General features: G+C 71.8%; 23 protein-coding genes. 7 read left to right on the top strand and 16 right to left on the bottom strand.

What is annotated here, in order from left to right; all coding sequences use genetic code 11:
• Positions 1-35 precede the first annotated feature (35 nt).
• Positions 36-1,484, bottom strand: coding sequence for a serine/threonine-protein kinase (locus tag AC0NH5_RS18310; RefSeq protein WP_474405227.1), 1,449 nt, complete (start codon positions 1,482-1,484; stop codon positions 36-38).
• Positions 1,485-1,689: 205 nt separating this feature from the next.
• Entirely contained in the window at positions 1,690-1,926 is a 237-nt protein-coding gene (locus tag AC0NH5_RS18315; RefSeq protein ID WP_474405229.1) for a hypothetical protein, read from the bottom strand.
• A gap of 482 nt (positions 1,927-2,408) precedes the next feature.
• Between AC0NH5_RS18315 and AC0NH5_RS18320 the strand changes: the two genes are divergently transcribed.
• On the top strand, positions 2,409-2,753 hold the full coding sequence (locus tag AC0NH5_RS18320; protein ID WP_474405231.1) for an STAS domain-containing protein: 345 nt from the start codon (positions 2,409-2,411) through the stop codon (positions 2,751-2,753).
• Here the strand turns inward: AC0NH5_RS18320 and surE are convergent.
• From surE to AC0NH5_RS18335, 3 genes are all read right to left on the bottom strand, one after another.
• On the bottom strand, positions 2,750-3,583 hold the full coding sequence (gene surE, locus AC0NH5_RS18325) for a 5'/3'-nucleotidase SurE (RefSeq protein WP_474405233.1): 834 nt from the start codon (positions 3,581-3,583) through the stop codon (positions 2,750-2,752). The genes AC0NH5_RS18320 and surE overlap by 4 nt on opposite strands.
• A 26-nt stretch (positions 3,584-3,609) precedes the next feature.
• Positions 3,610-4,551, bottom strand: coding sequence for a 1-phosphofructokinase family hexose kinase (locus tag AC0NH5_RS18330; protein ID WP_474405235.1), 942 nt, complete (start codon positions 4,549-4,551; stop codon positions 3,610-3,612).
• 126 nt (positions 4,552-4,677) lie between these two features.
• On the bottom strand, positions 4,678-5,595 hold the full coding sequence (locus AC0NH5_RS18335; RefSeq protein ID WP_474405237.1) for a cation diffusion facilitator family transporter: 918 nt from the start codon (positions 5,593-5,595) through the stop codon (positions 4,678-4,680).
• A 180-nt stretch (positions 5,596-5,775) separates the two neighbouring features.
• On the opposite strand from AC0NH5_RS18335, the gene AC0NH5_RS18340 reads away from it, so the two are divergent.
• Positions 5,776-6,654 (top strand): SMP-30/gluconolactonase/LRE family protein, encoded by an 879-nt coding sequence (locus tag AC0NH5_RS18340; RefSeq protein ID WP_474405238.1) that lies wholly within the window; start codon positions 5,776-5,778, stop codon positions 6,652-6,654.
• Between the two features lie 63 nt (positions 6,655-6,717).
• Here the strand turns inward: AC0NH5_RS18340 and AC0NH5_RS18345 are convergent, their stop codons facing one another.
• Both AC0NH5_RS18345 and AC0NH5_RS18350 read right to left on the bottom strand, forming a co-directional pair.
• On the bottom strand, positions 6,718-8,844 hold the full coding sequence (locus AC0NH5_RS18345) for a HelD family protein (RefSeq protein ID WP_474405240.1): 2,127 nt from the start codon (positions 8,842-8,844) through the stop codon (positions 6,718-6,720).
• 283 nt (positions 8,845-9,127) lie between these two features.
• Complete coding sequence (locus tag AC0NH5_RS18350) at positions 9,128-10,138, bottom strand: alpha/beta fold hydrolase (RefSeq protein ID WP_474405242.1); 1,011 nt, start codon at positions 10,136-10,138, stop codon at positions 9,128-9,130.
• Between the two features lie 169 nt (positions 10,139-10,307).
• On the opposite strand from AC0NH5_RS18350, the gene AC0NH5_RS18355 reads away from it, so the two are divergent.
• Complete coding sequence (locus AC0NH5_RS18355) at positions 10,308-10,967, top strand: carbonic anhydrase (protein WP_474405244.1); 660 nt, start codon at positions 10,308-10,310, stop codon at positions 10,965-10,967.
• 87 nt (positions 10,968-11,054) lie between these two features.
• Here AC0NH5_RS18355 and AC0NH5_RS18360 read toward each other — a convergent pair whose 3' ends face one another.
• Positions 11,055-11,381: a hypothetical protein gene (locus AC0NH5_RS18360; protein WP_474405246.1), complete on the bottom strand. Its 327-nt coding sequence runs from the start codon at positions 11,379-11,381 to the stop codon at positions 11,055-11,057.
• Positions 11,382-11,623: 242 nt separating this feature from the next.
• Here AC0NH5_RS18360 and AC0NH5_RS18365 point away from each other — a divergent pair, with 242 nt between their 5' ends.
• Positions 11,624-12,115 carry a DUF3145 domain-containing protein gene (locus AC0NH5_RS18365; protein ID WP_474405248.1) on the top strand — a complete coding sequence of 164 codons (492 nt, stop codon included), beginning with the start codon at positions 11,624-11,626 and terminating at the stop codon, positions 12,113-12,115.
• A gap of 339 nt (positions 12,116-12,454) precedes the next feature.
• Positions 12,455-14,188: a glycoside hydrolase family 3 protein gene (locus AC0NH5_RS18370; RefSeq protein WP_474405250.1), complete on the top strand. Its 1,734-nt coding sequence runs from the start codon at positions 12,455-12,457 to the stop codon at positions 14,186-14,188.
• A 92-nt stretch (positions 14,189-14,280) separates the two neighbouring features.
• Here AC0NH5_RS18370 and fabF read toward each other — a convergent pair whose 3' ends face one another.
• The 5 genes from fabF to AC0NH5_RS18395 form a co-directional block, all read right to left on the bottom strand.
• Positions 14,281-15,507, bottom strand: a complete 1,227-nt coding sequence (gene fabF, locus AC0NH5_RS18375) for a beta-ketoacyl-ACP synthase II (RefSeq protein ID WP_474405252.1) — start codon at positions 15,505-15,507, stop codon at positions 14,281-14,283.
• A gap of 1 nt (position 15,508) precedes the next feature.
• Positions 15,509-15,751, bottom strand: coding sequence for an acyl carrier protein (locus AC0NH5_RS18380; protein ID WP_196417498.1), 243 nt, complete (start codon positions 15,749-15,751; stop codon positions 15,509-15,511).
• Positions 15,752-15,800: 49 nt separating this feature from the next.
• Positions 15,801-16,751: a beta-ketoacyl-ACP synthase III gene (locus AC0NH5_RS18385; protein ID WP_474405254.1), complete on the bottom strand. Its 951-nt coding sequence runs from the start codon at positions 16,749-16,751 to the stop codon at positions 15,801-15,803.
• A complete protein-coding gene (locus tag AC0NH5_RS18390; protein WP_474405255.1) occupies positions 16,748-17,686 on the bottom strand; it encodes an ACP S-malonyltransferase in 939 nt (312 codons plus the stop codon). Before AC0NH5_RS18390 ends, AC0NH5_RS18385 begins: the two co-directional genes overlap by 4 nt.
• 165 nt (positions 17,687-17,851) lie before the next feature.
• Positions 17,852-19,105 (bottom strand): PucR family transcriptional regulator, encoded by a 1,254-nt coding sequence (locus AC0NH5_RS18395; RefSeq protein WP_474405257.1) that lies wholly within the window; start codon positions 19,103-19,105, stop codon positions 17,852-17,854.
• A gap of 265 nt (positions 19,106-19,370) precedes the next feature.
• Here AC0NH5_RS18395 and AC0NH5_RS18400 point away from each other — a divergent pair, with 265 nt between their 5' ends.
• Together AC0NH5_RS18400 and AC0NH5_RS18405 are read left to right on the top strand one after the other, a co-directional pair.
• Positions 19,371-19,595, top strand: coding sequence for a hypothetical protein (locus tag AC0NH5_RS18400; RefSeq protein ID WP_474405259.1), 225 nt, complete (start codon positions 19,371-19,373; stop codon positions 19,593-19,595).
• A gap of 118 nt (positions 19,596-19,713) precedes the next feature.
• On the top strand, positions 19,714-20,307 hold the full coding sequence (locus tag AC0NH5_RS18405) for a TetR/AcrR family transcriptional regulator (protein WP_474405261.1): 594 nt from the start codon (positions 19,714-19,716) through the stop codon (positions 20,305-20,307).
• 86 nt (positions 20,308-20,393) lie between these two features.
• Here the strand turns inward: AC0NH5_RS18405 and AC0NH5_RS18410 are convergent, their stop codons facing one another.
• The 3 genes from AC0NH5_RS18410 to AC0NH5_RS18420 all read right to left on the bottom strand — a co-directional run bounded on the left by AC0NH5_RS18410 (position 20,394) and on the right by AC0NH5_RS18420 (position 24,914).
• Entirely contained in the window at positions 20,394-21,065 is a 672-nt protein-coding gene (locus AC0NH5_RS18410; RefSeq protein WP_474405263.1) for a hypothetical protein, read from the bottom strand.
• 293 nt (positions 21,066-21,358) lie between these two features.
• Positions 21,359-22,765 (bottom strand): glutamate--tRNA ligase, encoded by a 1,407-nt coding sequence (gene gltX / locus AC0NH5_RS18415; RefSeq protein ID WP_474405265.1) that lies wholly within the window; start codon positions 22,763-22,765, stop codon positions 21,359-21,361.
• A gap of 55 nt (positions 22,766-22,820) precedes the next feature.
• Positions 22,821-24,914 (bottom strand): methyl-accepting chemotaxis protein, encoded by a 2,094-nt coding sequence (locus AC0NH5_RS18420; protein WP_474405267.1) that lies wholly within the window; start codon positions 24,912-24,914, stop codon positions 22,821-22,823.
• Between the last annotated feature and the right edge of the window lie 31 nt (positions 24,915-24,945).

Here is a 24,945-nt window from a genome sequence, read left to right on the forward strand (position 1 = left end):
GTCGCTACACCGTCCGCCCTGACACAGTGTCAGGGTCAAGCGCCGCCGCCACCCGTTCCCGGGTCCTCCGGGTCGGTCGTGGGCTCGGTGGTGGGCGGCGTGGTCGTGGGCTCGGTGGTGGGCGGCGTCGTGGTCGGTTCGGTGGTGGGCGGCGTCGTCGGCGTGGTCGTCGTCGGCGTGGCGCTCGGGGTCGGCGACGACGAGGACGCGCTCGCCGACGGCGTGTTGTCGGTCTGCGGCCGCGGCCGGTTGGTCCGGCGGGTGACCTGCGTGGTGGGCGAGCTGGAGGGCTCGATCTCCTCGGTCTCCTCCGGCGCTGCCGTCGTCTGCTGCACCTCGGCCTGCTGGCCGGGGTTACTGGTGGGCGTGTCGTTCCCCTTGGTCAGCGCGAAGATGACTCCGAGGCCGCCGGCCACCATGAAGAGCGCCAGGATCGCGATCATCAGCATCCGCTGGCCGGTCGGCTGGCTCTTGCGCGTGGGCGCCATCGGCCGGGACGCCGGAGCGGAGTACGGCATCGGGGCGGGCCGTGGCGGGACGGCCGGGCTGATCGGCGCGGCGGCGCTCAGCGGGGTGGTGGGGAACTGGCCCGTGCCGAGCCGGGCCGGGCTGACCGGGGCGACCAGCGAGGTGCCGGTCATCCGTTTCCAGTCCAGCGGGCCGGCCGCGGCGAACGCCGCCTCGGCGAACTCCGAGGCGCTCTGGAACCGGTCGGCCGGCTGCTTCGCCATGGCCCGCGCGATCAGCTCCTGCACCTCACGCGGCACATGGTCGGGCAGCGGCGCCGGCTCGTCCTCCAAGTGGCGCAGCGCGACCTGCAGAGCGTTGTCGCCGTCGAACGGCGGCCGGCCGGCGATGCAGTGGTACGCCACCGCGCCGAGCGCGTAGATGTCGGTGGCCGGCGTCAGATTGCCCTTGGCGACCTGCTCGGGCGCCATGTAGAGCGCGGTGCCGACGATCGCGTTGAGGCCGGTCACGCTGGTCATCGCGTTCGACCGGGCCACGCCGAAGTCGACCAGGATCACCGCGCCGGTCGGCTTGACGATCAGGTTTCCCGGCTTGACGTCGCGGTGCACGATGCCGTTCTCGTGCGCGGCGTGCAGGGCGTCGGCGGCCTGCGCCACGATCGACATGGTCTCGGCGACGCCGAGCGGTCCCTCCTTGACCCGGTTCGAGAGCGGCTCGCCCTCGACGAAGGCCATCACCAGATAGGCGACCTTCTCCGGGCCGTCGTAGTCGCCGTCGGAGGCGTAGTCGTAGACCTCGACGACGCCCGGGTGCCGGAACGCGGCCATCATCCGGGCCTCGCCGTAGAACCGGGTGGCGAACTCCGGATCCTCCAGCATCGCGGTGCGCAGCACCTTCACCGCGACGACACGGCCCAGCACCACGTCGGTGCCCCGCCAGACGTCGCCCATCCCGCCGGTGGCCACCCGCTCGTCCAACCGATAACGGTTGTCCAGCAGACTTCCCGCACTGAGCACCAGGGGACCTATCTGATCGGGCGGCGAGGAGGTGCCGCGGTAGGGAGCCGAACGCCGGTCAACTGTACAGATCCGTTCCCATCAGCGGGAGATCAGCGCGGGCACTCGGCGCCCCACCGAAGGGGTCCGCGGTCAGCTGGTCGGATCGTTCCCATCGGCCGTACGGCGGGCCCGGCGCGATCGCGGCGGACCCACCGTGGCCGGATCAGCTCTCGTCGTACGTCGGGGTGACGACGATCGCCTTCTCGGCCAGCTCCAGCTCCTCCTCCTGCGCCTGCTGCTCCATGGTGGCGCGGGCGGCGCCGGCCACCGCCCAGCCGACGGCCAGGCCGGCCAGTCCCACCAGCGCGATCAGGCCCCACGGGCGGGGCTGCCGGTGACCGGCGAGGGCGCCGGCCGCGGCGGTCGCGCGCCGCCACGACTCATCTGTGACATAACCCACTTTGTCACTTGCCCGCCCGGCCAGTCTGCGGCTCTTTCGGCCCGCTTTACCTGCCAGGTCGGACGCGGCGCCGGTGGCGGTGTCCGCGGTATGTTTCCCAGCCTCGCCGGCGGAGGCCATGGCGGCGGAAAGGTGCTCCCACGCTTGGCTCGCCGTCCGCTCGGCCCGGTTCTTCCTGTTCGAGAACATCGTCGTACCTCCTGCGGTGGCCCCTGAGGGTCTCGGGTTACCCCGGGGGGAGTGCGGAAAAACGTCCGTTGTGGACGCCATCACGGTTCAGAAACGATTTGACGTCCCGCAGTACTGTTGACCACGTTCACACGGGTCACTCAGGTGCCTGACAGGTTCGGGGCCTAACCTTGCGGTCAGTTTCACCGAACCTTCCGTGGATAGCTCCTCCGCCCTGCTCGCAGGTGTTGCGGAGCGGCCCGCGAACAGAGAAACAAACGCCTGGAGACGCCGGGCGGGTGGAGGGAAGAGGCGTGACGCTGTCGGTAACGACGTCGACGCTTGCCGACGGTGCGGTCGAGGTTTCGCCGCGCGGTGAGATCGACGTCGAGAACGCGTACGAGATCCGCGAGGCGGTGGCCGCGCAGCTCGCCGGTGGCGCACCCGCCCGGATCGAGCTCAACATGCAACACGTGAGTTTCATCGACTCGGTCGGCATCAGCGCCCTCGTGGCCGCCTTCCAGTTGGCCGCGGTCAGCGGCGCGAAGCTCGTCGTGACACGGCCCAGCCGTTTCGCGCACCGGCAGCTGTGGGTGACCGGCCTGCTGGGCCTCTTCGGCAACCCGCAGCCGCACGAGGAGACGGTCACCACCGTTTAATAGGAAGTCTGTACCCGGACGTCCTCGACGTTGATCCGCACATCGGTGTCCTCGTGCGGTGCCCGGATCGGCGTGATGACGGCGTAATTGTCGGCCAGCGCGGCCAGGTCGCTGCCCGGGTCCAGGTCTTCTTCGGCCGCCTGCACGGCGGTGCGGACGTACCCGTCGCCCGCTTCGGCGATGCTCATCTGGACCTGGCCGAACCGGGCCAGCGATGCCTGCCGCAGCCCGCGGATCCCGTCCAGATGCAGGTCCGGCACGTTCAGGTTGAATACCGTCCCGGGCGGGGTGTGCAGCAGCGCGGGCAGCATCCGCACCGCCAGCTCGGCGCCGCTGGCCCAGTGGTGCTGTTCGTCGTCGATCCGGTCCAGGGCGGCGATCGCGGCACCCCCGCTGGCCGCTGAGGCGGCCGCCGGGGTGAGCACGTCGAGCGACACGGCCAGCCCGTGCAGGCCCGCGTGCGAGGCCGTCAGCGTGGCGCCGACGGTGCCCGAGTGCACCACCGCGGCGCCGGCGTTGGCCCCGCGGTTGATCCCGGAGAGCACGACGTCGGGCGTCGGCCCGAACGCCTCCCGCAGGGCGAGCAGGACGATGTACGCCGGGGACGCGGCCACCCCGTACGCCGGCAGGTTCTTGGCGCCGGCCAGCTCCCGCTCCTCGAAACAGATCTTGCCGTCCTGCACCACCGCGGTCATCGAGGCGCTGCTGCCGCTCGACTCGCTCAGCGGCGCGGCCACCACCACCTCGTACCCGGCATGCGCGACCGCCCGCGCCAGCCAGCGGATGCCCGGTGCGTCGATGCCGTCGTCGTTCGTGATGAGAATTCTCATTGGCGCCTGCTTGCCGGGTCCGCCGCTCATGATGCCTTCCGCAGGGGGGTCAACTGGACACGTTCGGTCAGCACCCGGACCGCGTCCACATGTCCGGTGCCGAGTCCGTGCCGGGTGACGTTCAGCGCGCCCGCCGCGGCCCCGGTGCGGACCGCCTCCTCCATCGGGCCGCCGTGCGCGAGGACCGCCGCGACCCCGGCCGTCATGGAGTCGCCGGCGCCGCGGTGCTCGGCCGGGGTGAGCCGGGGCAGCGCCACGCTGTAGATCTCGTCGTTGAACAGGGCCAGCGCCCCCATGTCGGCCCGCGAGACCAGCACCGACTCGGCGCCCCGCTCGTGCAGGTGCAGCAGGGCCTTGGTGAGGGACTCGGTCGAGCCGTCCGGTGCCGTCCCGTCCGCGATCAGCTCCTCGTGGCTGATCTTCAGGACCGAGATGCCCGCCTCCATCACCGCCTCCAGGTGCCGGCTGCACAGGTCGGCGATCACCTTGCACCCGTTCGCCCGCAGGTCGGCGGCGAGCCGGCCGTACACCTCCGGCTTGATCACCGAGGGGTGCGCCGGGCCGCTGAGGATCGCGATGCCGGCCCGCAGGCCCTCGGCGAGCGTCAGGTTGTAGAGCTCGTCGAGCTCGTGCCGGGAGAGCGGGGTGCCCGGCCGCTCGGCGATCTCCTGCCGGGAGCCGCCGCGGCGATCGTGCACGTACCACCCGCTGCCGTGCTCGCGCATGACCAGCCGCAGGGTGACCCCGGGCAGCTCCAGCAGCGGGCTCAGCACCCGGCCGACCTCGCCACCGGCGGCCGCGCACAGCGTCACCTGGGCCCCGAGCGACGTGATCATCCGGGTCTGCCAGATGCCCTGACCACCCGGGTGGACGTGCAGCTCGGGCTCGTCGTGATGTTGTTCGATGGTCACCGTCAGCTGGGGCGCCGGTGCGAAGACCATGACACGGCCGTCACTCATGTCTCGCATTGTTATCTTTTTGCGCATCCGCCGTGGGAGATCGCAAAAAGAACAGATGCCCCGCTCTATGACTCCAGCCCCCTCATGGGGCGATCCTCTCCCGCCGGGCATGATGATCGCCATAGCCGGCGGGCTTCACCACCCGGTGGGGATGCAGTGCCGCCCCGCGCCGGCCGGCTCCACCTGGAGCGTGGCGTGGTCGATGGCGAAGTCCTCGTGCAGCGCCTCCCGGGCCACGCTCAGGACCGCGCCCAGCTCGGCCTCCGGGCCCAGCCGCAGGTGCGCCGAGGCCACGTCCATGCCCGAGGTCAACGTCCAGACGTGCAGGTCGTGCACGTCACAGACGCCGGGGACGGCGGCCAGGCGGGCGCGGACCGCGGTGATGTCGACGTGCTCGGGGGCGGCCTGCACCAGGATCCGCACCGCGGAGCGGCCCAGGGCGAAGGTGCGGGGGAGGATCATCAGGGCCACCACCACGGCGACGATCGGGTCCGCGTACGTCCACCCGGTGAGCCAGATGACCAGGGCCGCCACGATGACGCCCACCGACCCGAGCAGGTCGCCGAGCACCTCGAGGTACGCCCCGCGGACCGCGATGTTCTCCTTGGCGCCGGAACGCAGCAGCGCGAAGGCGACGATGTTCGCCACCAGGCCGGCGACCGCGACCGCCAGCATCCAGCCGGCCGGCACGTCCGGCGGATCGGTGAACCGGCGCACCGCCTGCACCAGCACGAACCCGGCCACGCCGGCCAGCAGCACGGCGTTGGCGAGGGCGGCGAGCACCTCCAGCCGATAGAGCCCGAAGGTGCGGCGCGAGTCGGTCCCGGCACGTTTGGCGGCGGTGATCGCGGCCAGGGTCATCGCGATGGCCAGCACGTCGGTGAACATGTGCCCGGCGTCGGAGAGCAGGGCGAGCGAACCGGTGAGCCCGGCCGCCACCGCCTCCACGATCATGAAGACGGTCAGCAGGCCGGCCGCCCACCAGAGCCGCTTGCGATGCCGCGCCCCGCCGTGCAGTGCCGCCCCGGTGCCGTGGTCATGGCCGGCTCCCATGTGTTCCACCTTCCGTCTTCGCGCGGGCCCTCGCCAATATATGCGCACATCGCTATATGTGCAATCAGTTGTGGTTCGCGCTCCCACGCGTTGCAATCTTGAGGACCCGTTACGCATCGGAAAGGAAGTCTTGTGCTTCGGCGTGCCCTTGCGAACGTTCTCCTCTGCACCACTCTGGCGGTGACCGTAGCGGCCCAGCCCGCATCCGCGGCCCACTCGCACCCCCTGCCCGGCACAATCACCCTGCCGAGCGGTTTCCAGCCCGAGGGCACCGCGATCGGCGCGAAGCCGTACGCGTACTTCGGCTCCCGGGTCGACGGCGACATCTACCGCGTCGACCTGCGCACCGGAACCGGCCGGACCTTCGCCGAAGGCCCGGGCACCGCCTCCCTCGGCATGAAGATCGACGACGGCCGGCTGTTCGTGGCCGGCGGTGCGGGCGGCGACGCCCGCGTCTACGACCTGCGCAGCGGCAAGCTCCTCAAGACCTACCAGCTGCGGCCCGCCGCCGACGCGCCGTTCATCAACGACGTGATCGTCACCCGCGACGCCGCCTGGTACACCGACTCGCGCAGCCTCACGCTGTTCAAGGTGCCGTTCGGACGGCACGGCGGACTGCCGGCCGCGGCGGTCGCGGTGCCGCTGACCGGCGACATCCAACTACTCACCGGCAACAACGCCAACGGCATCAGCGCCACGCCGGACGGCCGGGCGCTGATCATCGTGCAGTCCAACACCGGCAAGCTGTTCCGCGTCACGAAGGCCGGCGTGACCAGCGAGATCGACCTGGGCGGCGAGCTCGTCAACTTCGGTGACGGGCTGTGGCTGCGCGGGCGCACGCTCTATGTCGTGGAGAACCGGAACAACGTGATCACCAAGATCAGGCTGGACCGGGCCGGTACGGAGGGCGAGGTGCTCTCCCGCACCGGTGATCCGCGCTTCGACGTGCCGACCACCATCGCGGAGTACGGCAAGCGCTTCTACCTGCCGAACGCCCGCTTCACCACCCCGCCGACGCCCACGACCACGTACAACGCGGTCGCCGTGCGGATTCCCTGACCCACCGCCCATGCGTGGTGACCCCGGCTGCTGCGCGCCCCGGGTCACCACGCATGGTCTTGGTCAACGGCGGCGCCAGGCCGGGTTCGTGCCGACCGTGGTGAGGCGCTGGGTGGCCCGGGACAGCGCCACGTACAGCGTGCGGACCCCGGCCGGATCGACCGCGATCTCGGCCGGCTCGACCAGGACCACGGCGTCGTACTCCATGCCCTTGGCCTCCAGCGCGGTCACCACCTGCACCCGCTCCGGCAGGCCGGCCACCCAGCCGGCCACCTCGTCCCGGCGGGGCACCGGCATGATCACGCCGATCGTGCCGTCCACCTCGGTGAGCTGTTTCTCGGTCAGCTCCCGCACCGAGTCCGGCAGGCCCGCCGTCGCGGTCACCACGTCGACCGGCGCGACGCCGGTGCTGCGCACCGCCGAGGGCAACGGCAGATCCGGCATGATCGTCCGGATCACCGAGGCGGCCACCTCGAAGATCTCCGACGAGTTGCGGTAGTTGGTGGTCAGCGCGTAACTGTTGCGCTTCCGGGTGCCCAGGGCCCGCTCCCGCGCCCGGTCCAGCTCGTCCGGATCACCCGACCAGGCGGTCTGCGCCGGGTCGCCGACGATCGTCCAGGAAGCGTACGACCCACGCCGCCCGATCATCCGCCACTGCATCGGCGACACGTCCTGCGACTCGTCGACCACGACGTGCGCGTACTCCCGGTAGTCCTCCTCGCGCTGCGCCTGCTGCGCCCGGGCCGCGGCCTGCCGGTCCGCGAACGTGCTGACCTCCTGAACCCCGTCCCGCACGTGGAACGGGTTCTTCGACCTGCGCTGCGGCTGCCGGGGCCGGCCCATCAGCTCGTCCAGCTCGTCCAGCAGCGCGACGTCCGCGATGGTCGGGCCCTCGGTGGCCAGCGCGTCGAACGAGCCCTGCAACGCGGCGATCTCGTCGCGGGAGAGCACCCCGTTCGCGTACGACCGGAGCCGTTTCTCCTGGGCCAGCCAGCGCAGCACCCGCATCGGGGTGAACCGGGGCCACCAGGCCTTCAGGAACTCCCGGAAGTCGGTGCGATCGGCCAGCTCCGCCTCGAACTCGCGCTTCTCCGGCAGACCGGTCACCCGGTGCTCCCGGACCTGTGCCCAGAGCGCGTCGAAGATCCGGTCGAAGCCGTGCCCGCGCACCTCGTTGCGCCGCGCGCCCCGCGGCAGCGCCTGGCGCCGGATCCGGTCCAGGGCGGCGGCGTCGAGCCGCAGCAGCGTGCCGCGGTAGAGCAGGCGCAGCTCGGTGGGGGCGCCCGGCACCGCGTCATGCGAGGCGCGTTCCAGCACCCGGCGCATCCGCAGCGAGCCCTTGATCGCGGCCACCGGGCCGGGGTCGACCCGGGTCGCGTCGTGGCCCGGCACCAGCGAGCCCAGCGACCGCAGCGTGGCGGTCTCCTCGCCGAGCGAGGGCAGGACGGTGGCGATGTATTCCACGAACACGCCGGACGGCCCGACCACCAGGATGCCGCCGCCGGCGAACCGGCTGCGGTCCGAATAGAGCAGATAGGCGGCGCGGTGCAGGGCGACCGCGGTCTTGCCGGTGCCGGGGCCGCCGGTCACGATCGTCACCCCGGAGGCGGGGGAGCGGATCGCCTCGTCCTGCTCGCGCTGGATGGTCGCCACGATGTCGCGCATCCCGCGGCCGGTCGCCTTGGCGAGGCTGGCCAGCAGCGCCCCGTCGCCGACCACCCGCATGTCCGGCGGGGCGGCGTCCGGGTCGAGCAGGTCGTCCTCGATGCCGATGACCCGCTCCCGGCTGGACTGGATCATGCGGCGGCGCACCACGCCGAGCGGCTCGGCCGCGGTGGCCCGGTAGAACGCGGCGGCGGCCGGCGCCCGCCAGTCCACCACCAGAGGCTTCGAGTCCTGGTCGCGGATGCCCATCCGGCCCACGTAGTGGGTGGCGCCGTCCTTCTGGTCGAGCCGGCCGAAGACGAGGCCCTCGTACTCGGTGTCCAGGGCGTGCCGGCGCCGGGCCGCGTGATAGACCATCGCATCGCGTTCCACCAGGGCGCCGAAGGTGCCCACGCCGGCCAGGCGGTAGCCCTCCTTCTCGGCCCGGGAGGCGTCCTGGCGCAGCTCGGCGAGACGGGTGTAGACCCGGTCCACGTGCTGCTGCTCGACGGCGATCTCCTGTTCAAGGACGGTGGCGTCGCTCAAGTCGGCTGTTCTCCCTGTCCTCGCACCCCGCTCGCGCCGGTCCGACGACGTCGTCGGACCGGTCCGCGTGTCCCCCCTCGTGCTACCGGCACGGCGCCGGCGCCCGTGCGAAGGGGGCAATCGAACTTACTCCTGTTCGCCCACCCGCGTCGACGGGGCCTCCCCGGCCCGCCGCCCGAACCCGGCACGGCCGTCACCGGGAGCGCGTTTCGAACCTTCCACGATCGTCGCCGGAACGCCGTCAGGAGCCCGTTTCGCCGGAATCGACACGATGACTGAACGACTAGGCCGCCTGTTGGCAGCGGGTGTCCGTGGAGACCTTGGGCGCGCGGCCGCGCCGCGCCTTCTTCGTCTCCCGGATCTGCTTCGCCTCACCGGCCCGCTTCGCCTCCCTGGCCACCCGGCGGACGATCGTGGTCAGCGCCGTCGACACCGCCTCCGGGCGCTCCAGCGGCAGCATGTGCCCGCCGCCGGGCAGCACCTGCAGCTCGGTGCAGGGCAGCGCCTCGGCGATCGACTCGGCGCAGGCCGGCGGGGTCAGCCGGTCCTGGTCACCGACCAGCGCCGCGGCCGGCATGTCGCCGCGCTCGGCGAGCTGGGCCAGGGTGTCGAGGCGCTGCTGGGCGCCGATGGACGAGCGGAAGCCACCGATCGAGCGGAGCGGGGCGCGGGCGACGCTGCGTTCGGTGAGCCGCAGCGCGTCCTCGGGGCACTGGTCGCCGAAGAGCAGCCAGCGCAGCGCCGGGCGCAGGGCGGGCAGCACGGCCCGGTGCGGGCACCAGGCCCCGGACCGGGCGAGCAGGCCGGCGCCGAGGGTCTCGCCGGCACGCAGCACGGTCGCCACATGCCGGGGAAGGCCGTACCGGGTGTGGGTGTGCCCCTCCGCGGTGGTGGAGACGAAGAGCAGGCCGGCCACCCGGGAGGCGAACTCGTCGGGATGGCGGTGGGCGTACTCCATGATCGTCATGCCGCCCATGGAGTGGCCGGCGAGCACCACCGGGCCGGACGGGGCGAACTGCCGGACGACCTCGGCAAGATCGTCGCCGAGCTGTGCGAGCGTGGCCGAGCGCAGCCGCGTGGCGCCGGAGCGCCCGTGCCCCCGGGTGTCGTACGCGATCACCCGTGGCGCCTTGCGCCCCATCCCGGCCAGCGCGGCCACCTGATGCCGCCAGGTCCGCCGGTCCAGGCACCAGCCGTGCAGCAGCACCACGGTCACCGGCGCGTCCACCGGGCCGGACGTCTCCACGTGCAGCCGTACGCCGTCGGCGAGCGTGATCTCCGATCGTTCGGACATGGGCACCTCCGTGTGGTTCACGGCCCCCGCAGTACCCACGGGTAATAAGCATCACTCGCGATCACGTTCTTCGCCACTGCCGGCCCCGAAGATCTGGCCCCGACGGGAAGGACAGTGAGTTACCTCGCAAACACTATGCACCGGAGCGCAGCGCGCGAAAATCTTCCACATGAGGTCGACCCGAGATGCCCAGGTGATCAGCCCCGCAGAGGCCTTGAGCAGGCTCATCACGGGCAACAAGCGCTTCGTGTACGGAACTCCGCGTTACGGGCACGACGTCACGCAGGCGGCCGCCACCGCGGGCGGGCAGCAGCCGCACTCGGTGGTGCTGGGCTGCATCGACTCCCGGGTCCCGCTCGAGGCGATCTTCGACCAGTCGTTCGGCTCGATCTGTGTGGTCCGCTCCGGCGCGCACGTGCTGGACCGGTCGCTGATCGGCTCGGTCGGTTTCGCCGTGGCGAAGTTGAACGCCTCACTGATCCTGGTGGTCGGGCACAAGCGCTGTGGCGCGGTGCACGCCACGGTCGACGCGCTGCGCGCCGGCGAGGTCTCCGAGGGCGAGATCGGTTATCTGGTGGACCAGCTGGCCCCGGCCGTGCACGAGGTGGGCCTGAGCGACCCGGACGCCGCGGAGAAGGCGGTGCGGGCGCACGTGTTCCGGACCGTCGACCGGCTGCGCAAGGTCGACAGCCTGGCGCGGGCCATCGCGGCCGGCGAGGTGCGGGTCGAGGGCGCGGTGTACGACCTGGACACCGGCTGGGTCGAGTTCCTGACCGACTCCGAATCCGACTCCGACTCCGGCTCCGGGTCCGGCGGCGAACCGGCATGATCCCTTTGACCTGATCATCATCAAGCGCGAAAAGGCGCCTGCCGGTCGCGGTGACCGGCAGGCGCCTTTGTCGTCGGTGCGGCAGGCTCAGCCCTCGAAGACACCGGCGTCGACGAGACGCTTCTCGGTGGCGTCCCAGCCGTGCTCGGGGCTGACGCTGTGCAGGCTGTTGAGCTCGGCGCGGATCTTGGGACCGTGACCGGCGGCGGCGATCGCCCGGATCTCCTCGACGAAGGCGTCCGAGTCGGTCTTCAGGTGCGTGGTCTTGCCGTTGGTCAGGTTGCGCACGTACGCGAAGCGGCCGTTGGCGAGCGGGATGAGGTACTTGTACTCACCGAGCACGCTGAGGGCGCCACCGGCGCTCTGGCCGGCGCGGACTGATGCGCGGGCGGTCTTTGAGGTGTTGCTCGCCACGGCGGTACTCCTTGGAGGAAAACTTAAACGCAGAAAAGGCCGTAGCAACTCTACACGACAGCCCGGGAACCGTGCCGTCGGAGCTGGTAAAGCCGTTGCACAGGGTGTGCCACTACGGCGGCTCCGACAGTCGATGTTGCGGATTCTCTGGCGCACCATCCGTACCACGCGGCATCATGGAGCACGATCAACCGCGGTCGAGGTCGTAGGGGAAGACGCACCTCGGTCTCCGGGAGGTCACCGTGCCAACGTGTGGCGTCGTATACGTCCACTCGACCCCACTCGCCGTGTGCCAGCATGTCGAGTGGGCGATCGCGCGCGTCCTGACCGCGCCGGTCAATCTGCAATGGACCGTGCAACCGGTCGATCCAGGCATGCGCCGAGCAGAGTGCAGCTGGACCGGACGAGCCGGTACTGGTGCCGAGCTGGCTGCTGCCCTCCGGCAGTGGCCCATGATCCGTTTTGAGGTCACCGAGGAGCCCAGTGCGGGCGTCGACGGGGAGCGCTTCATGCACGTCCCCGGTCGTGGTCTCTTCCACGGAGTCATGGGTGCGTCGGGGGACATCCAGATCGGCGAGGACCGGCTGCGCACCATCATGGCCTCGGCGCGTGCGCCCGAGGCCCTCGCCCATGCCCTGGAGAAGGCGCTCGGCACGGCGTGGGACGCCGAGCTGGAGCCGTACCGGTACGCCGGGGACGGCGCGCCGGTCACCCTGCTCACGCGCGTCGGCTGACCCCGGCCCCCGCGCCCACCCGGCGCTTCGAGCCCGCCCACCCGGCGCTTCGAGCTCGCGCGTCCGGCGCTTCGAGCCCGCGCGTCCGGCCTGCGTCCGCGCGGCCGGCCTGAGCTTCAGCCCGGCGAGCCGGCCGCGCGTGGGCGGACGGGGCCACCCCGCTGCGGCCGGGGCGGCGCAGGAGGGCGGCTGAGCTGACGCGGGCGGAGCACGGCCCGGGACCGGCCGGGCGGCGAACCTCCCGCCGCCGCCGGATCGGGCGAATGCCGCGAGTTATGACACCCCGGTAAGGCGTGCAACCCGGGGATGAAGTGGCGACGACAACCGCGACCTGGTTCGATGACGATCGTGAAAAACCTCCAGCGCGCCGCTTTTGTCGTACCTCTGCTGCTGTTGACCGCAGCCTGTGGAGACGACCGGCCCGCGCCGAAGGCACCGGAGTCCGCGACGATCGCGCCCAGCCCGGCGGTGTCCGCCGCCTCCTCCTCCGCGCCGCCGGCCGATCCGGCCGCCCGGGCCGCCGCGACGGTGGCCCGGCTCAGCGACGAGGACCTGGCCGGTCAGGTCCTGATGCCGTACGCCTACGGCAACTCCGCGACCAGGGTGGACAAGGCCGTCGCCGCGGGCAACCAGGGGCTGGCCGGAGTGAACACCCCGGCCGAGATGATCGCCAAGTTCCGGCTGGGCGGGCTGATCCTGGTCGGCTTCAAGCCCGAGGACCCGACCGGCGCGACCAACCCGACCTCGAACGTCGAGGATCCGAAGCAGGTGCGCGCGCTCACCGCGGGGCTTCAGGAGGCCGCCGCGAAACTGCCCGCCGCGGCGCCGCTGATGATCGGGACCGATCAGGAGTACGGCGTGGTCACCCGGATCACCGAGGGTGTCACGATGCTGCCGTCCGCGCTGGCCTTCGGTGCGGCGGGACAGCCGGGCCTGACCGAGGCCGCCTGGCACGCGGCCGGCCGGGAGCTGGCCGCCATGGGCGTCAACGTCGACTTCGCGCCGGTCGCCGACACCCTCGGCGCGCAGGGCAGCTCGGTGATCGGCTCGCGCTCGTTCGGCGCCGACGCCGGTGCCAACGCGGCCCAGGTCGCCGCGGCCGTCCGCGGGCTCCAGTCGGCCGGCGTGGCGGCCACCCTGAAGCACTTCCCCGGGCACGGGCACACCGCCGGTGACAGCCACGACGTCCTTCCGTTGATCAAGTCGGACCGCAAGACGTGGGACTCGCAGGACCTGCCGCCGTTCCGCTCCGGGATCGGGGCCGGGGCCGGTCTGGTGATGTCCGGCCACCTCAACCTGCAGGCGGTGGACAAGGGCGTGGCCGCCACCTTCTCCCGCAAGATCATGACGGATGTGCTGCGCGGGCAGCTCAAGTTCACCGGCGTCGCGGTCAGCGACGCGATGAACATGGCCCCGGCCAGGAAGTGGCCGGCGGGCGAGGCGGCGGTACGCGCTCTCAACGCCGGCAACGACGTGCTGCTGATGCCGCCGGACATCGCGGCCGCCCGGGACGGCATCCTGGCCGCGCTGCGCGACGGCGGCCTCAAGCGTGAGCGGCTGGTCGAGGCGGTCACCCGGATTCTCACGCTGAAGTTCCGGACCGCGCAGACCGCCCAGCCGGACCTCGCCGTGGTCGGCTCGGCGGAGAACGAGCGTGCGGTCGCGGCGCTCGGCGCGGCCGCCGTCACGGTGCTGCGCGGCCGCTGCTCCGGCGCGCTGGCGAGCGGGCCGGTCACGGTGAGCGCGCCGGGCTCGCGCGAGACGGCCCGGGTCAACCTGGTCAAGGCGCTGCAGGAGGCGGGCGTGCCGGTCCGGGCCGCCGGCGGAGCGGTGATCCATCTGGTCGGATACGGGGACAAGCCGGTCGACCTGGACGACTCCGCCGCGATCACGGTGATGATGGACAGCCCGGGGCTGCTGGCGGCGTCGAGGTCGCCGACGCTGATCGCCACGTACTCGTCGAGCCGGCTGTCGATGCGGGCGCTGGCTGCGGTGATCGCCGGCAAGGCCAAGGCGCCCGGCAAGTCACCGCTCCCGGTGGGCAAGCTGCCCCGGAGCGCCTGCGCGAAATAGCAGCGCCGCAGGGATTTTGGTGCCTGGGGATTTCGGCGCCCGAAAGCGGAAGCAGCCGTGGCCGAAGGGCCACGGCTGCTCAGCAGGACACGTCAGGCGCGGGTGAAGACCAGCGCGACGTTGTGACCGCCGAAGCCGAACGAGTTGTTCATCGCGGCCGAAAGCTCCGCGGGCCGCGCCTTGTGCGCCGCCACCTCGAGGTCGAGGCGCTCGTCGGGGTCGTCGAGGTTGATGGTCGGAGGGATGACGCCGTCCCGGATGGCCAGGATGGTGGCGATCGACTCGAGCGCGCCGGCCGCGCCGAGCAGGTGACCGGTCATCGACTTGGTCGAGGTCAGGACGGGGTGGGTCCCGATCGCTTCCCGGATGCCCTTGATCTCGCCCATGTCGCCGACCGGGGTCGAGGTCGCGTGGGCGTTGACGTGCTGGATGTCTGCGCCGGTGAGGCCGGCGTCCTGGATGGCCATCCGCATGGCGCGGATGCCGCCCCGGCACTCGGGGTCGGGCTGGACGATGTCGAATCCGTCCGAGGTGATCCCGGCTCCGGCGAGACGCGCGTACACCCGGGCGCCACGGGCGGCAGCATAGTCCGCCCGCTCCAGGATCAGCGCGCCGGCGCCCTCACCGAGGACGAAACCGTCGCGGTTCTTGTCCCACGGGCGGGACGCCTTCTCCGGTTCGTCGTTGCGGGTGGACATCGCCCGCATCGACGCGAATCCCGCTATCGGCAGCGGATGCACCACGGCTTCGGTGCTCCCGACCACCACCACGTCGGCACGGCCCGCCCGGATCAGGTCGAGACCGAGGGCGACCGCCTCGGCGCCGGTCGCGCAGGCGCTGGCCATGGCGCGTACCCCCGCCTTGGCACCCAGCTCGAGGCCGATGTGCGCGGCCGGACCGTTCGGCATGAGCATCGGCACCGTGTGCGGGCTGACCCGCCGCGGTCCCGACTGCTCCAGGATGTCGTCCTGGTCCAGCATGGTGATCACGCCACCTATTCCGGTGCCGTAACTCACCGCCAGACGCTCCTGATCGACACCGGCGTCGGCCAGTCCGGCGTCCGCCCAGGCCTCCTTGGCCGCGATCACGGCCATCGCCTCGGCGCGGTCCATCCGGCGCAGCCGGACCCGCTCGATCACCTCAGAGGGCTCGACGGCCAGCTGTGCGGCGATCCGCACGGAGAGTTGACCAGCCCACTCCTGGGTGAGCGGACCCACCCCGGAGCGGCCGGCGAGCAAAGCGTCCCAGGTGGACGCGACGTCCCCGCCCAGCGGGGTCGTCGCGCCCAGCCCGGTGACGACGACGTCTACGCTGCTCATGTCAGTGATTCGCCTCGATGTAGGTGACGGCGTCACCGACGGTCTTGAGGTTCTGGACCTCGTTGTCGGGGATCTTGACGCCGAACTTCTCCTCGGCGGCCACCACGACCTCGACCATGGACAGCGAGTCGACGTCCAGGTCGTCGGTGAAGGACTTCTCCTCGGCGACGTCCTCGGGGTTCACCCCGGCGACCTCCTCAAGGATCTCGGCGAGGCCAGAGGTGATCTCTTCGCGAGTAGCCATTTGTCGGTTCTTTCCTCTCGATGGTGGGTTGTCGACAACCGGGCCGCCGTTACGGGCAGCGGACGACCTGGCCGGCGTAGGTGAGGCCGCCGCCGAAGCCGAAGAGCAGCACCGGCGCCCCGGAGGGCACCTCGCGGCGCTCGATCAGCTTGGACAGGGCCAGGGGGACGCTCGCGGCGGACGTGTTGCCCGACTCGACGAGGTCCTTGGCGACGATCGCGTCCGGGCTCAGGCCGAGCCGCTTGACGATGCCGTCGATGATCCGGGTGTTGGCCTGGTGCGGCACGAAGGCGGCGAGCTCGGACGGCTCGACGCCGGCCCGCTTGCACACCTCGATCGCGAACGGGGCCAGGGCGGTGGTGGCCCAGCGGAAGACCGTCTGGCCCTCCTGCTTGATGTACGGCTGCCAGCCGTTGATGGTCAGCGCGTCACCCTTGTCCGGGGTGGAGCCCCAGAGCACCGGGCCGATCGCCGCCTCCTCGCCGTCCGGCACGGCGCCGACCACGGCGGCGCCGGCGCCGTCACCGAACAGCACGGCGGTGGTGCGGTCGGACCAGTCGACGACGTCGGAGAGTTTCTCCGCGCCGATCACCAGGGCATTGCGGGAGGCGCCGGCGCGGATCGCGTGGTCGGCGGTGCCCAGCGCGTACGAGAAACCGGAGCAGGCCGTGTTCAGGTCGAAGGCGGCCGGCGCGGCGATGCCGAGGCGGGCCGCGACGCGGGTGGCCACGTTCGGGCAGCGGTCGATCGCCGAACACGTGGCGACGACGACCATGTCGATGTCGGCCGCGGTGAGCCCGGACGCGGCGAGGGCCTTCTCCGCCGCCCAGGTGGCCATGTCGGCCACCGACTCGGTGGTCGCGATCCGCCGCTCGGCGATTCCCACCCGGTCCCTGATCCACGCGTCGTTGGTGTCCAGGTTGCTGGCCAGGTCGTCGTTGGTGACCACGCGAGAGGGCTGGTAGTGGCCCATCGCGAGGATGCGGGAACCCGCGGTCATCGTGCTCCTCCTAGGTGTCCACCGTGCCTGGCGATCAGATCGCGGGCGGCTGGTAGGTCGTCCGGCGTGTTCAGGGTGACGATCTCGGGCGCGCCCGCGCCCTTGAGCTCGCGTTTCACCAGACCGGCCAGGGTGCCGGCCGGGGCGAGCTCGATGACGCCGGTCACTCCGAGGGCGACGAGCGTGCGCATGCACAGATCCCAGCGGACCGGGGCGGTGACCTGGCGGACCAGGCGGCTCACCATGTCCCGGCCGTCGGTGACCGCGGTGCCGTCCAGGTTCGACAGCAGGGTGCGCGCCGGGTCGTGCACCGCCACCCCGGCCGCGGCGGCGGCCAACGCGGCCTCCGCGGGTGCCATGTACGGCGTGTGGAAGGCGCCCGCCACGGAGAGCGCGATGATCCGCGCCTTGGCCGGCGGCTCGGCGGCCAGCCGGCTCAGCGCCTCCAGCGCGCCGGCGGCGACGATCTGGCCGGCGCCGTTGCGGTTGGCCGGGTGCAGCCCGTGCTTCTCGACGGTCGCCACCACCTCGTCCGGGTCGCCGCCGAGCACGGCGCTCATGCCGGTCGGTTCCAGCGCGCAGGCGGCGGCCATCTCGCGGCCTCGGACGCCGGCCAGGGTGATCGCGTCCGCGGCGGACAGCACTCCGGCGATCGAGGCGGCGCCGAGCTCGCCCACGCTGTGCCCGGCCACCACGTCGACGTCACCGACCGGCAGGTGGCCGGCGGTGAGCAGGGCGGCGGCGACGAGCAGCGGCTGGGTGCTCGCGGTGTCCTTGATCTCGTCGGCGTCGGCCCGGGTGCCGAGGTGGACGAGGTCCACGCCGGCGAGGGTGGACCAGCCGCGGAGGCGGGCCTCGGCGTCGGGGAGGTCGAGCCAGGGAGTCAGGAAGCCGGGCTTCTGGGAACCCTGGCCGGGGGAGAGTACGGCGAGCACGTCCACGACTCTTCCGGATGGAACGGTGATTAGGGGCTGCGGCGCACGACCAAACCCTACGACCTGCGTTGTAGGGTTCCTACAAAAGAGGGGTCAGGTTGGGGGAGCTTGCGCCGTTTTAGGGTGCACGTCGTTAGTTGCCTTCTCGGTGTGTTTCCAGACACCTCAACTGGCCGGGTCAAGTCTTCCGATCGTCAGCGCCATCCGCAGAGCGAACGCGTCCCGTCCGTCCAAGGGTGACAAACCGGTCACCTCGGTGATGCGCCGGAGGCGGTACCGGACCGTGTTGGGGTGGACGTACAGCTCCCGGGCCGCGCTCTCCAGCCCGCCGGACGCGAAGAAGGCGTCAAGCGTCTCGAGCAGGCCGCTGCCGGCCCGGCTGAGTGCGCCGTACACGTCGTGCCGCAGTTTGCGCCGCGCGTCCATGTCGCCGGAGAGGACCCGTTCCGGCAGCAGGTCGTCGGCGGCCACCGGGGACGGCGCGGCGGGCCAGGCGGTCGCCGCACGGTAACCGGCGAGTGCGGCCCGCGCCGACTCGGTCGCCTGGTCCAGCGACGGCACCGCCGGGCCGACCACGATCGGCCCGTCGCCGAAGGTGGCCGCCAGGGTGCCTGCGGTGGCCACCGGGTCGGTAGCGTGACCCACCACGACCACGAGCCGGTCGCCGTGCACGCCGCCGACCACCTCCAGGCGGGCGCGCCGGGCCACCCGGTAGACCGCGTGCAGCACCGCGGTGATGTCGCCGCCCGGGGACCGGCCCACCACCACCGTGACCGGGGGCGCGTCCGCCCAGCCCAGCGCGGCCGCCCGGCTGGCCAGCACGTCCGACGAGTCGCCCCGCAGCAGCGCGTCCACCAGCAGTGCCTGCAGCCGGGCGTCCCAGGCGCCCCGGGACTCGGCGGCCCGCGCGTAGACCCGGGCCGCCGAGAAGGCGATCTCCCGGGAGAACCGCAGGATCGCCTGGATCAGCTGGTCCTGCTCACCGGCCGCGGCGAAGCCCGGCACCTCGTGCTCGGCCACGTCGATGGTCACCTTGACCAGTTGCACGGTCTGGGTCAGCGTGATCACCCGGGCCAGCGCCCGGGGCGCCGCGGCGAACACCTCGTCGGCGATCTCCTGTGTCACCGCGACCGCGCCGCCCGAGCGGAGCCACTCCACCAGCGACCGGACGCCGGCCTGTGCGACGAGCATCACCCAGGCCCGCTGGTCGGCCGGCAGCTCCCGGAACCACGGCAACGTTTCGTCCATGCGCGCCACGGCGGCGGTGGCGAGCGCGCCGGCCTGCCGCTCGATACGTCGCAGAGTGCCTGGGAGCAGGGGGTTCGCGGGGCCGCCGGCACGCGGGGGATCGACCTGGGTCGCGCTCTGCGCGGGTCGTTCAGGGGTTGCCGCGCCGGGCGGCCGGGGCGTGTCTGCCACGGTCTCAGCGTGACACGCTGGTCAGGGAACGACTGCGCGGCGGGTCCAGCGTCTGGATTACCTGTTGTAAAACCGTGAACAGCCAAGATTTTTAGGGTGTTTTATAACTTTTGACCGGTATAGCGGTGCGCCTCTCCCGCGATTCCGATCGGTGACCTGGCATTGTGTCGGACTAGCGTCCGCCGGGTCGCCAGTTGTTAACACCCGGCGCCGCGGTGCCGATGAAGAGACGGTGCCGAGCGAACCCACGACTGGAGGAGGCGAGATGACGGAACGGGACGACGCGTTCACGCGGACCGAAAGTGATCCCGCTTTCGAAGAGCTGCCGGTGGCCGCGCCGATCGACGAGGAGCCGATCGAGGACCCCGGCCTGGGCAGGGTCGGTTGCCGCACCGAGCTGCGCGGCTGGGCCGGCGCCCACCTGCACGGCGCGGTCCGGCCCCGGCGACGGGCTGCGGGCCGCGGCCGGCCGCCGGGCCGTTGGTGCTGACAGATTCCTCTTCGGTACGACCCCGCGCCACGTCGGGCGACCACGTACGGGTGGAACGGCAGCACGCCCTGGGCGCGTTTCCCCGCGTCCGGGCCCGCGGCCTGGTCACCTTGACCCGGTGGACGACAAGAGACGGCAGATCCTCGACCAGGCGTTGGCTCTGGTGGACGAGCGGGGCCTCGCGGCGATGTCCATGCGGGCCGTGGCGGAGCGGGTCGGGCTCACCTCGATGGCGCTCTACCCGTACGTCGGCGGCAAGGACGCCCTCCTCGACGGCCTGGTCGACCTGCTGCACATGGAGCTGGGTTCGGTGGTCGGCAGCGACCCCGCGGACATCGACTGGCGGGACCGGCTGCGGGCGCTGGGCCGCGCCGTCCGCTCCCTGGCGCACGCCCACCCCAGCGCCTTCCCGCTGCTGCTGAACCGGTCGGCGGCCGCAGCCTCGGCCTCCTGGCTGACCGCCGCGCTGCGCGGCATCCTGCACGACGCCGGTGTGCCGGACGCCGAGGTGCCCCGCCTGGCCCGGCTGATCTGCGCGTTCCTGCTCGGTTACACGACCGGCGAGGTGACCGGTGGCCTGCCCCGGGTGGCGGACGACACCGGCGCGGAGTCGCTCGCGGGATGCCAGGCGGGGGAGGAGTTCGACGCCGACCTGGCCGACCTGGTCGCCCTGGTCGAGAACACCGTGCGCCGGACCGCCACCAGCTCCTGACCCCCGGCGCTCCGTCCGGAACAGCAACAGCCCGGTCCCGCCACCTGTGAAGGGCTGCGAGCCGGGCCGATGGGTCGAAGCCGGGATCAGACCCGGCGGCGGATCAGGAACGCCATGCCGGCCAGCCCGATCAGGATGACCAGCAGGACCGCGCCGTTGAGCAGGAACAGCCGGCGCACCTCGGTGAACACCTCGGCCATGGACTCGACCGGGTTGTACTCCGCGGCGTTGAGGTCCTCGCCGATGCCGCCGCCGATGCCGCCGTTCACCACGTCCGGCTTGGCCTTCAGCGGCGCGCCGCCCAGGCGCAGCGACTCCGACATGGAGAGCCGGCCGTAGAACCAGCCCGCCGCTGTCTTCTTGCCGGTCGGCTGCTTGGACGGCCGGTACGCCCGGGGGCCGCCGGCGGCCAGCGGGTACAGGTCGAAGATCTGGTGCGGCGCGTCCTTGACGAGAAGCTTGACCGTGTATTTAGGGCCGAGCTTGTCCGCTTTGGGCGCTGCGGAGTGCGGCCGCTCCGAGGTCAGCCAGCTGACCTCGAGAAGCAGCATGGTGAACAATTTCGGCTCGTTCTCCTGCCGCACGACGACGGGCGACGCGATACCTTTGCCGGAGATTTCCACCGCGGTCGGTTTCGGCGCCTTGGGAGCGCCCTCCTCCGCGAACGCCGCCGACGGCGTGATGCCGGCTCCGAGCAGGACCGCGACGGCGAGCGTCGCGACTGCTGAGACCAGCCGTGTGATCGTCCCTCGGACCATCCGACCTCCCCCGCCCGTGGATGGACATGGACCACTGACCCACTGCTCGGCCACTGGTGGACCCGTGGCAGGTCCAGGCCTCAAGCCTTCCCGGACACCGGCCTGTCCGCATCTCGGGGCAGGATTTGGAGTCATCCGGGTGACGGCTGGCGAGACGACACGACCGTTGATCAGCGGCCGAACAGTATCAAGTCCCGGCAAACCGTGGGTGCGGCGGCCACCCGTCTGCGGGGAAGGGTCACCGCATCCGACGACCGGCTCTGGCGAGCCGGGCGCCGGATGCGGTAGTGGGCCTAAAGGCGCGCGCGAGCTGCGGAGATGCGCGCGAGGGTGCGCTCCCGGCCGAGCGTCTCCAGTGACTCGAAGAGCGGCAGGCCGATCGTGCGGCCGGTTGCGGCGACGCGTACCGGAGCCTGGGTCTTGCCCAATTTGAGACCTCGCGCCTCGCCGACGGCCTCGAGCGCGGTCTTGAGCGCGTCGGCGTTCCAGTCCGGAAGGTCGCCGAAGGCGGCCGCCGCGGCATCCAGAATGTCCGCTGCGCCGTCCTTCATGGCCTTTGCCCAAGATGCCTCATCGTGCACGGGCTGATCCAGGAAGAGGAAGTCGACATAGTCCACGATCTCGGACAGCACCGCGATCCGGGTCTGTGCCAGCGGGGCGATCTCGGTGAAAACGTCGACGTCGAAGGCGTCCGGCGACCACGGCGGCGCCGGGATGGTGTCGGTGCCGCTCAGCCACGGCGCGCAGACCTGGGTGAACTCGACCGGCGAGAGGGCCCGGATGTACTCACCGTTGAACGCCCGCAGCTTCTTCACGTCGAAGAAGGCCGGCGCGTGGTTGACGTCCTCGATGCGGTACTCCTGCTCGACCACCGACCACGGGACGATCTCCCGGTCGCCGGTGGGCGCCCAGCCGAGCAGCATCAGGTAGTTGCGCATGGCGGCGGCGAGGTAACCCTCGTCCCGGTACGACTCGAGGGCGACCTTGTCCCGCCGCTTCGACAGCTTCTGCCGCTTCTCGTTGACGATCACCGGCACGTGTCCCCAGATCGGCGGGGTGACGCCCAGCGCCTCCCACAGCATCTGCTGCTTCGGCGTGTTCGGCAGGTGCTCCTCGGCGCGGAACACGTGGGTGATGCCCATGGTCATGTCGTCGACCACGTTGGCCAGCAGGAACACCGCCGAGCCGTCGCTGCGCGCGATGACGAAGTCCTCGATCAGCTTGTTCTCGAAGGTGGGCTTGCCGCGGACCAGGTCCTCGACCACGGTCTCGCCCTCGTCGGGCGTCCGGAAGCGCAGGGCCCGTCCCTCGCCGGGGCCGAGCGCGCGCTCGCGGCAGAAGCCGTCGTAGCCGGTGTGGGTGTTGCCGCTCCGGGCGACCACGTCCTCACGCTTGCAGTCGCAGTAGTAGGCCTTGCCCTCGCCGTAGAGGCGGGTCGCGGCGGCGGTGTGGTCAGCCGCGTAGGACGACTGGAAATAGGGCCCTTCGTACGTCCCACGTTCGATGCCGATCCAGTCGAGCGCCGAGATGATGCCCTCGGTCCACTCGGGCCGGTTGCGGGCGGCGTCGGTGTCCTCGATGCGGAGGACGAAGACACCGCCGTGCTGCTGCGCATAGATCCAGTTCTGCAGCGCCGAGCGGGCGCCGCCGACGTGGAACATGCCGGTGGGAGACGGGGCGAAACGTACGCGTACGGTCACCGCCCCAGCCTACCGAGGTCCGCGATCGCTTTCCGGACCGAGCCCGGGTTGCCCGTCAGACGGTGAAGCGGCCGACCACGCCGGTGAGCCGCTGCGCTGTCGCGGTCAGCTCGTCGGCCGCCTGGTGCGCCGCGGACACCGACTGCCGGGTCCCCTCCACGGCGCCGCTGACCGAGCCGATGCCGTTCGCGATCTCCCGGCTGCCCTGTGCCGCCTCGGCGATGTTACGGGCCATCTCGGCAGTCGTGGCGGCCTGCTCCTCGACCGCCGCGGCGATCGCCGTCTGATAGTCGTTGACCTGCGCGATCCGCGCCGAGATGGCGTCGATGGCGGTGACCGCGCGGGCGGTGTCCGCCTCGATCGCGGCCACCCGGCCGGTCACGTCCTCGGTGGCCCGGGCGGTCTCCTGGGCCAGCTCCTTCACCTCGCCGGCGACGACCGCGAAGCCCTTCCCCGTCTCGCCGGCCCGGGCCGCCTCGATGGTCGCGTTGAGGGCCAGCAGGTTGGTCTGCTCGGCGATGGTCGCGATCAGCTGGACCACATCGGTGATCTTGGCGGTCGAACTCCGGAGCTCGGCCACCACACCGGCGGCCGCCGAGGTGAGGCTGACGCCGTCGCGCCCGGCCCGGGCAGCCTCCTGGGCGTTCTGCGAGATCTCGGTGATCGACAGGCCCATCTCGTCGGCGCCCGCGGCCACCGTCTGCACGACGTGTGAGACAGTCTCCGCCGAGACGTTCACCGAGCCGGCCCGGTCCGCGGCGGTGTCGGCCGCGGCGGTGAGCTCGCCGCCGGTCGCGGAGACCCGCTGGGCGGTGTCGGAGACCTCTCCGGACGCCGACCGCACCTCCTGCATCACGGTGCGCAACTCGGCCACCGCGCTGTCCAGCGCGGCGCCGGCCTCGCCGATCTCGTCCCGTCCCCCGTCCCGGACGGACACCGTGAGGTCGCGTTCGGCGAGCCGGGTGAGCGCGCCGGTGAGCCGGGACACCCGCCCGGCGAGCCGGGAGGCCTGCAGGAAGGCGGCGGCCGCCCCGGCCAGCGCGATCAGGACGGCCGCGGCCACCAGCCAGGTGAGCATGGTGGTCCGGCCCTCCCGGACGACAGTCACCGCACGCTCGGCGTCCGCGTCGTACCCGCCGACCGCGACGGCCCACTGGTACGGCGCGTAGTAGCCGACCGTCGTGGTGGTGTCCCCGGGCTCCGCACCCGCCGCCCCGGGCAGCCGGTACGTCGTCCGCCACGTCCCGCCGTCGGTGAGCTGGGGTGCCCGCGTGATGATCTCCTCGACGTACCGGGCGCCGTTCGCGTCGGTGGCGTCCGGGTCGGTGGTCCCGGCCAGCCCGTCGATGCTGGAGGCGACCACCCGGCCCCGGTCGGCCGCCGCGGTGCTGTAGACGCTGATCCAGCCGTTCTCGCGGACCTTCTGGCCCGCGATGGTCGCGGTGAGGTTCTCCAGCGCCTCGGACTGGGGAACGCCGACGTAGAGCGCCCCGATCACCCGGCCGGACTCGTCCTTGATCGGGTCGTAGACGCTGATGAACGGGACGCCGACCACCAGGGCCACCCCGCGGTACGCCTTGCCGTCGCGGATCGCCGCCGGCACCGCGTTGGGTTTGCCCTCCGGGGTGACGGCCGGGATGTACGTGCCGAGCACCCGGTTTCCGTCCTTGCCGCGGATCGTGGTGGCCACCCGCAGCAGGTCGCCGGCCTCGTTCATCCGCTGGAACAGGGTCACCGCGCCGCCGGCCAGGTCCTCGGCGTCGTCGACGAACGGGGTGGGCCGGCCCGGGTTCCGGTTCTGCCCCAGCCAGGTGCCGTCGACCGTGACCCGGGGCAGGGTGACCCGCTTCTTCTCCTGGTTCACCTGGTTGACCGCGGTCCAGTCGGCGGTCCGACCGGCGAGCTCCACGCCACCCCGCAGCCGGAGCAGACCGGCGGCGCTGCCCAGGCCGACATCCACGCCGTGCTGGATCTCGTCGCCGGTGGTGCTCACCAGGCTGGTGACGTCGGTGGTGATCCGGTCCAGCTCGGCCTGGTTCTGCCGGGCCACCTCCTGCTCGGTGTTGTCCGCGAACCGGCTGCTCTGCCACGCGCCGACCATCACCAGGACCAGCGCGGTGACGAGCACGGCGCCCAGCCCCAGGATCATCAGCTTGTGAACGATACGAAGACGCACATCG

This window comes from Actinoplanes sp. 13 (genome assembly GCF_056134165.1).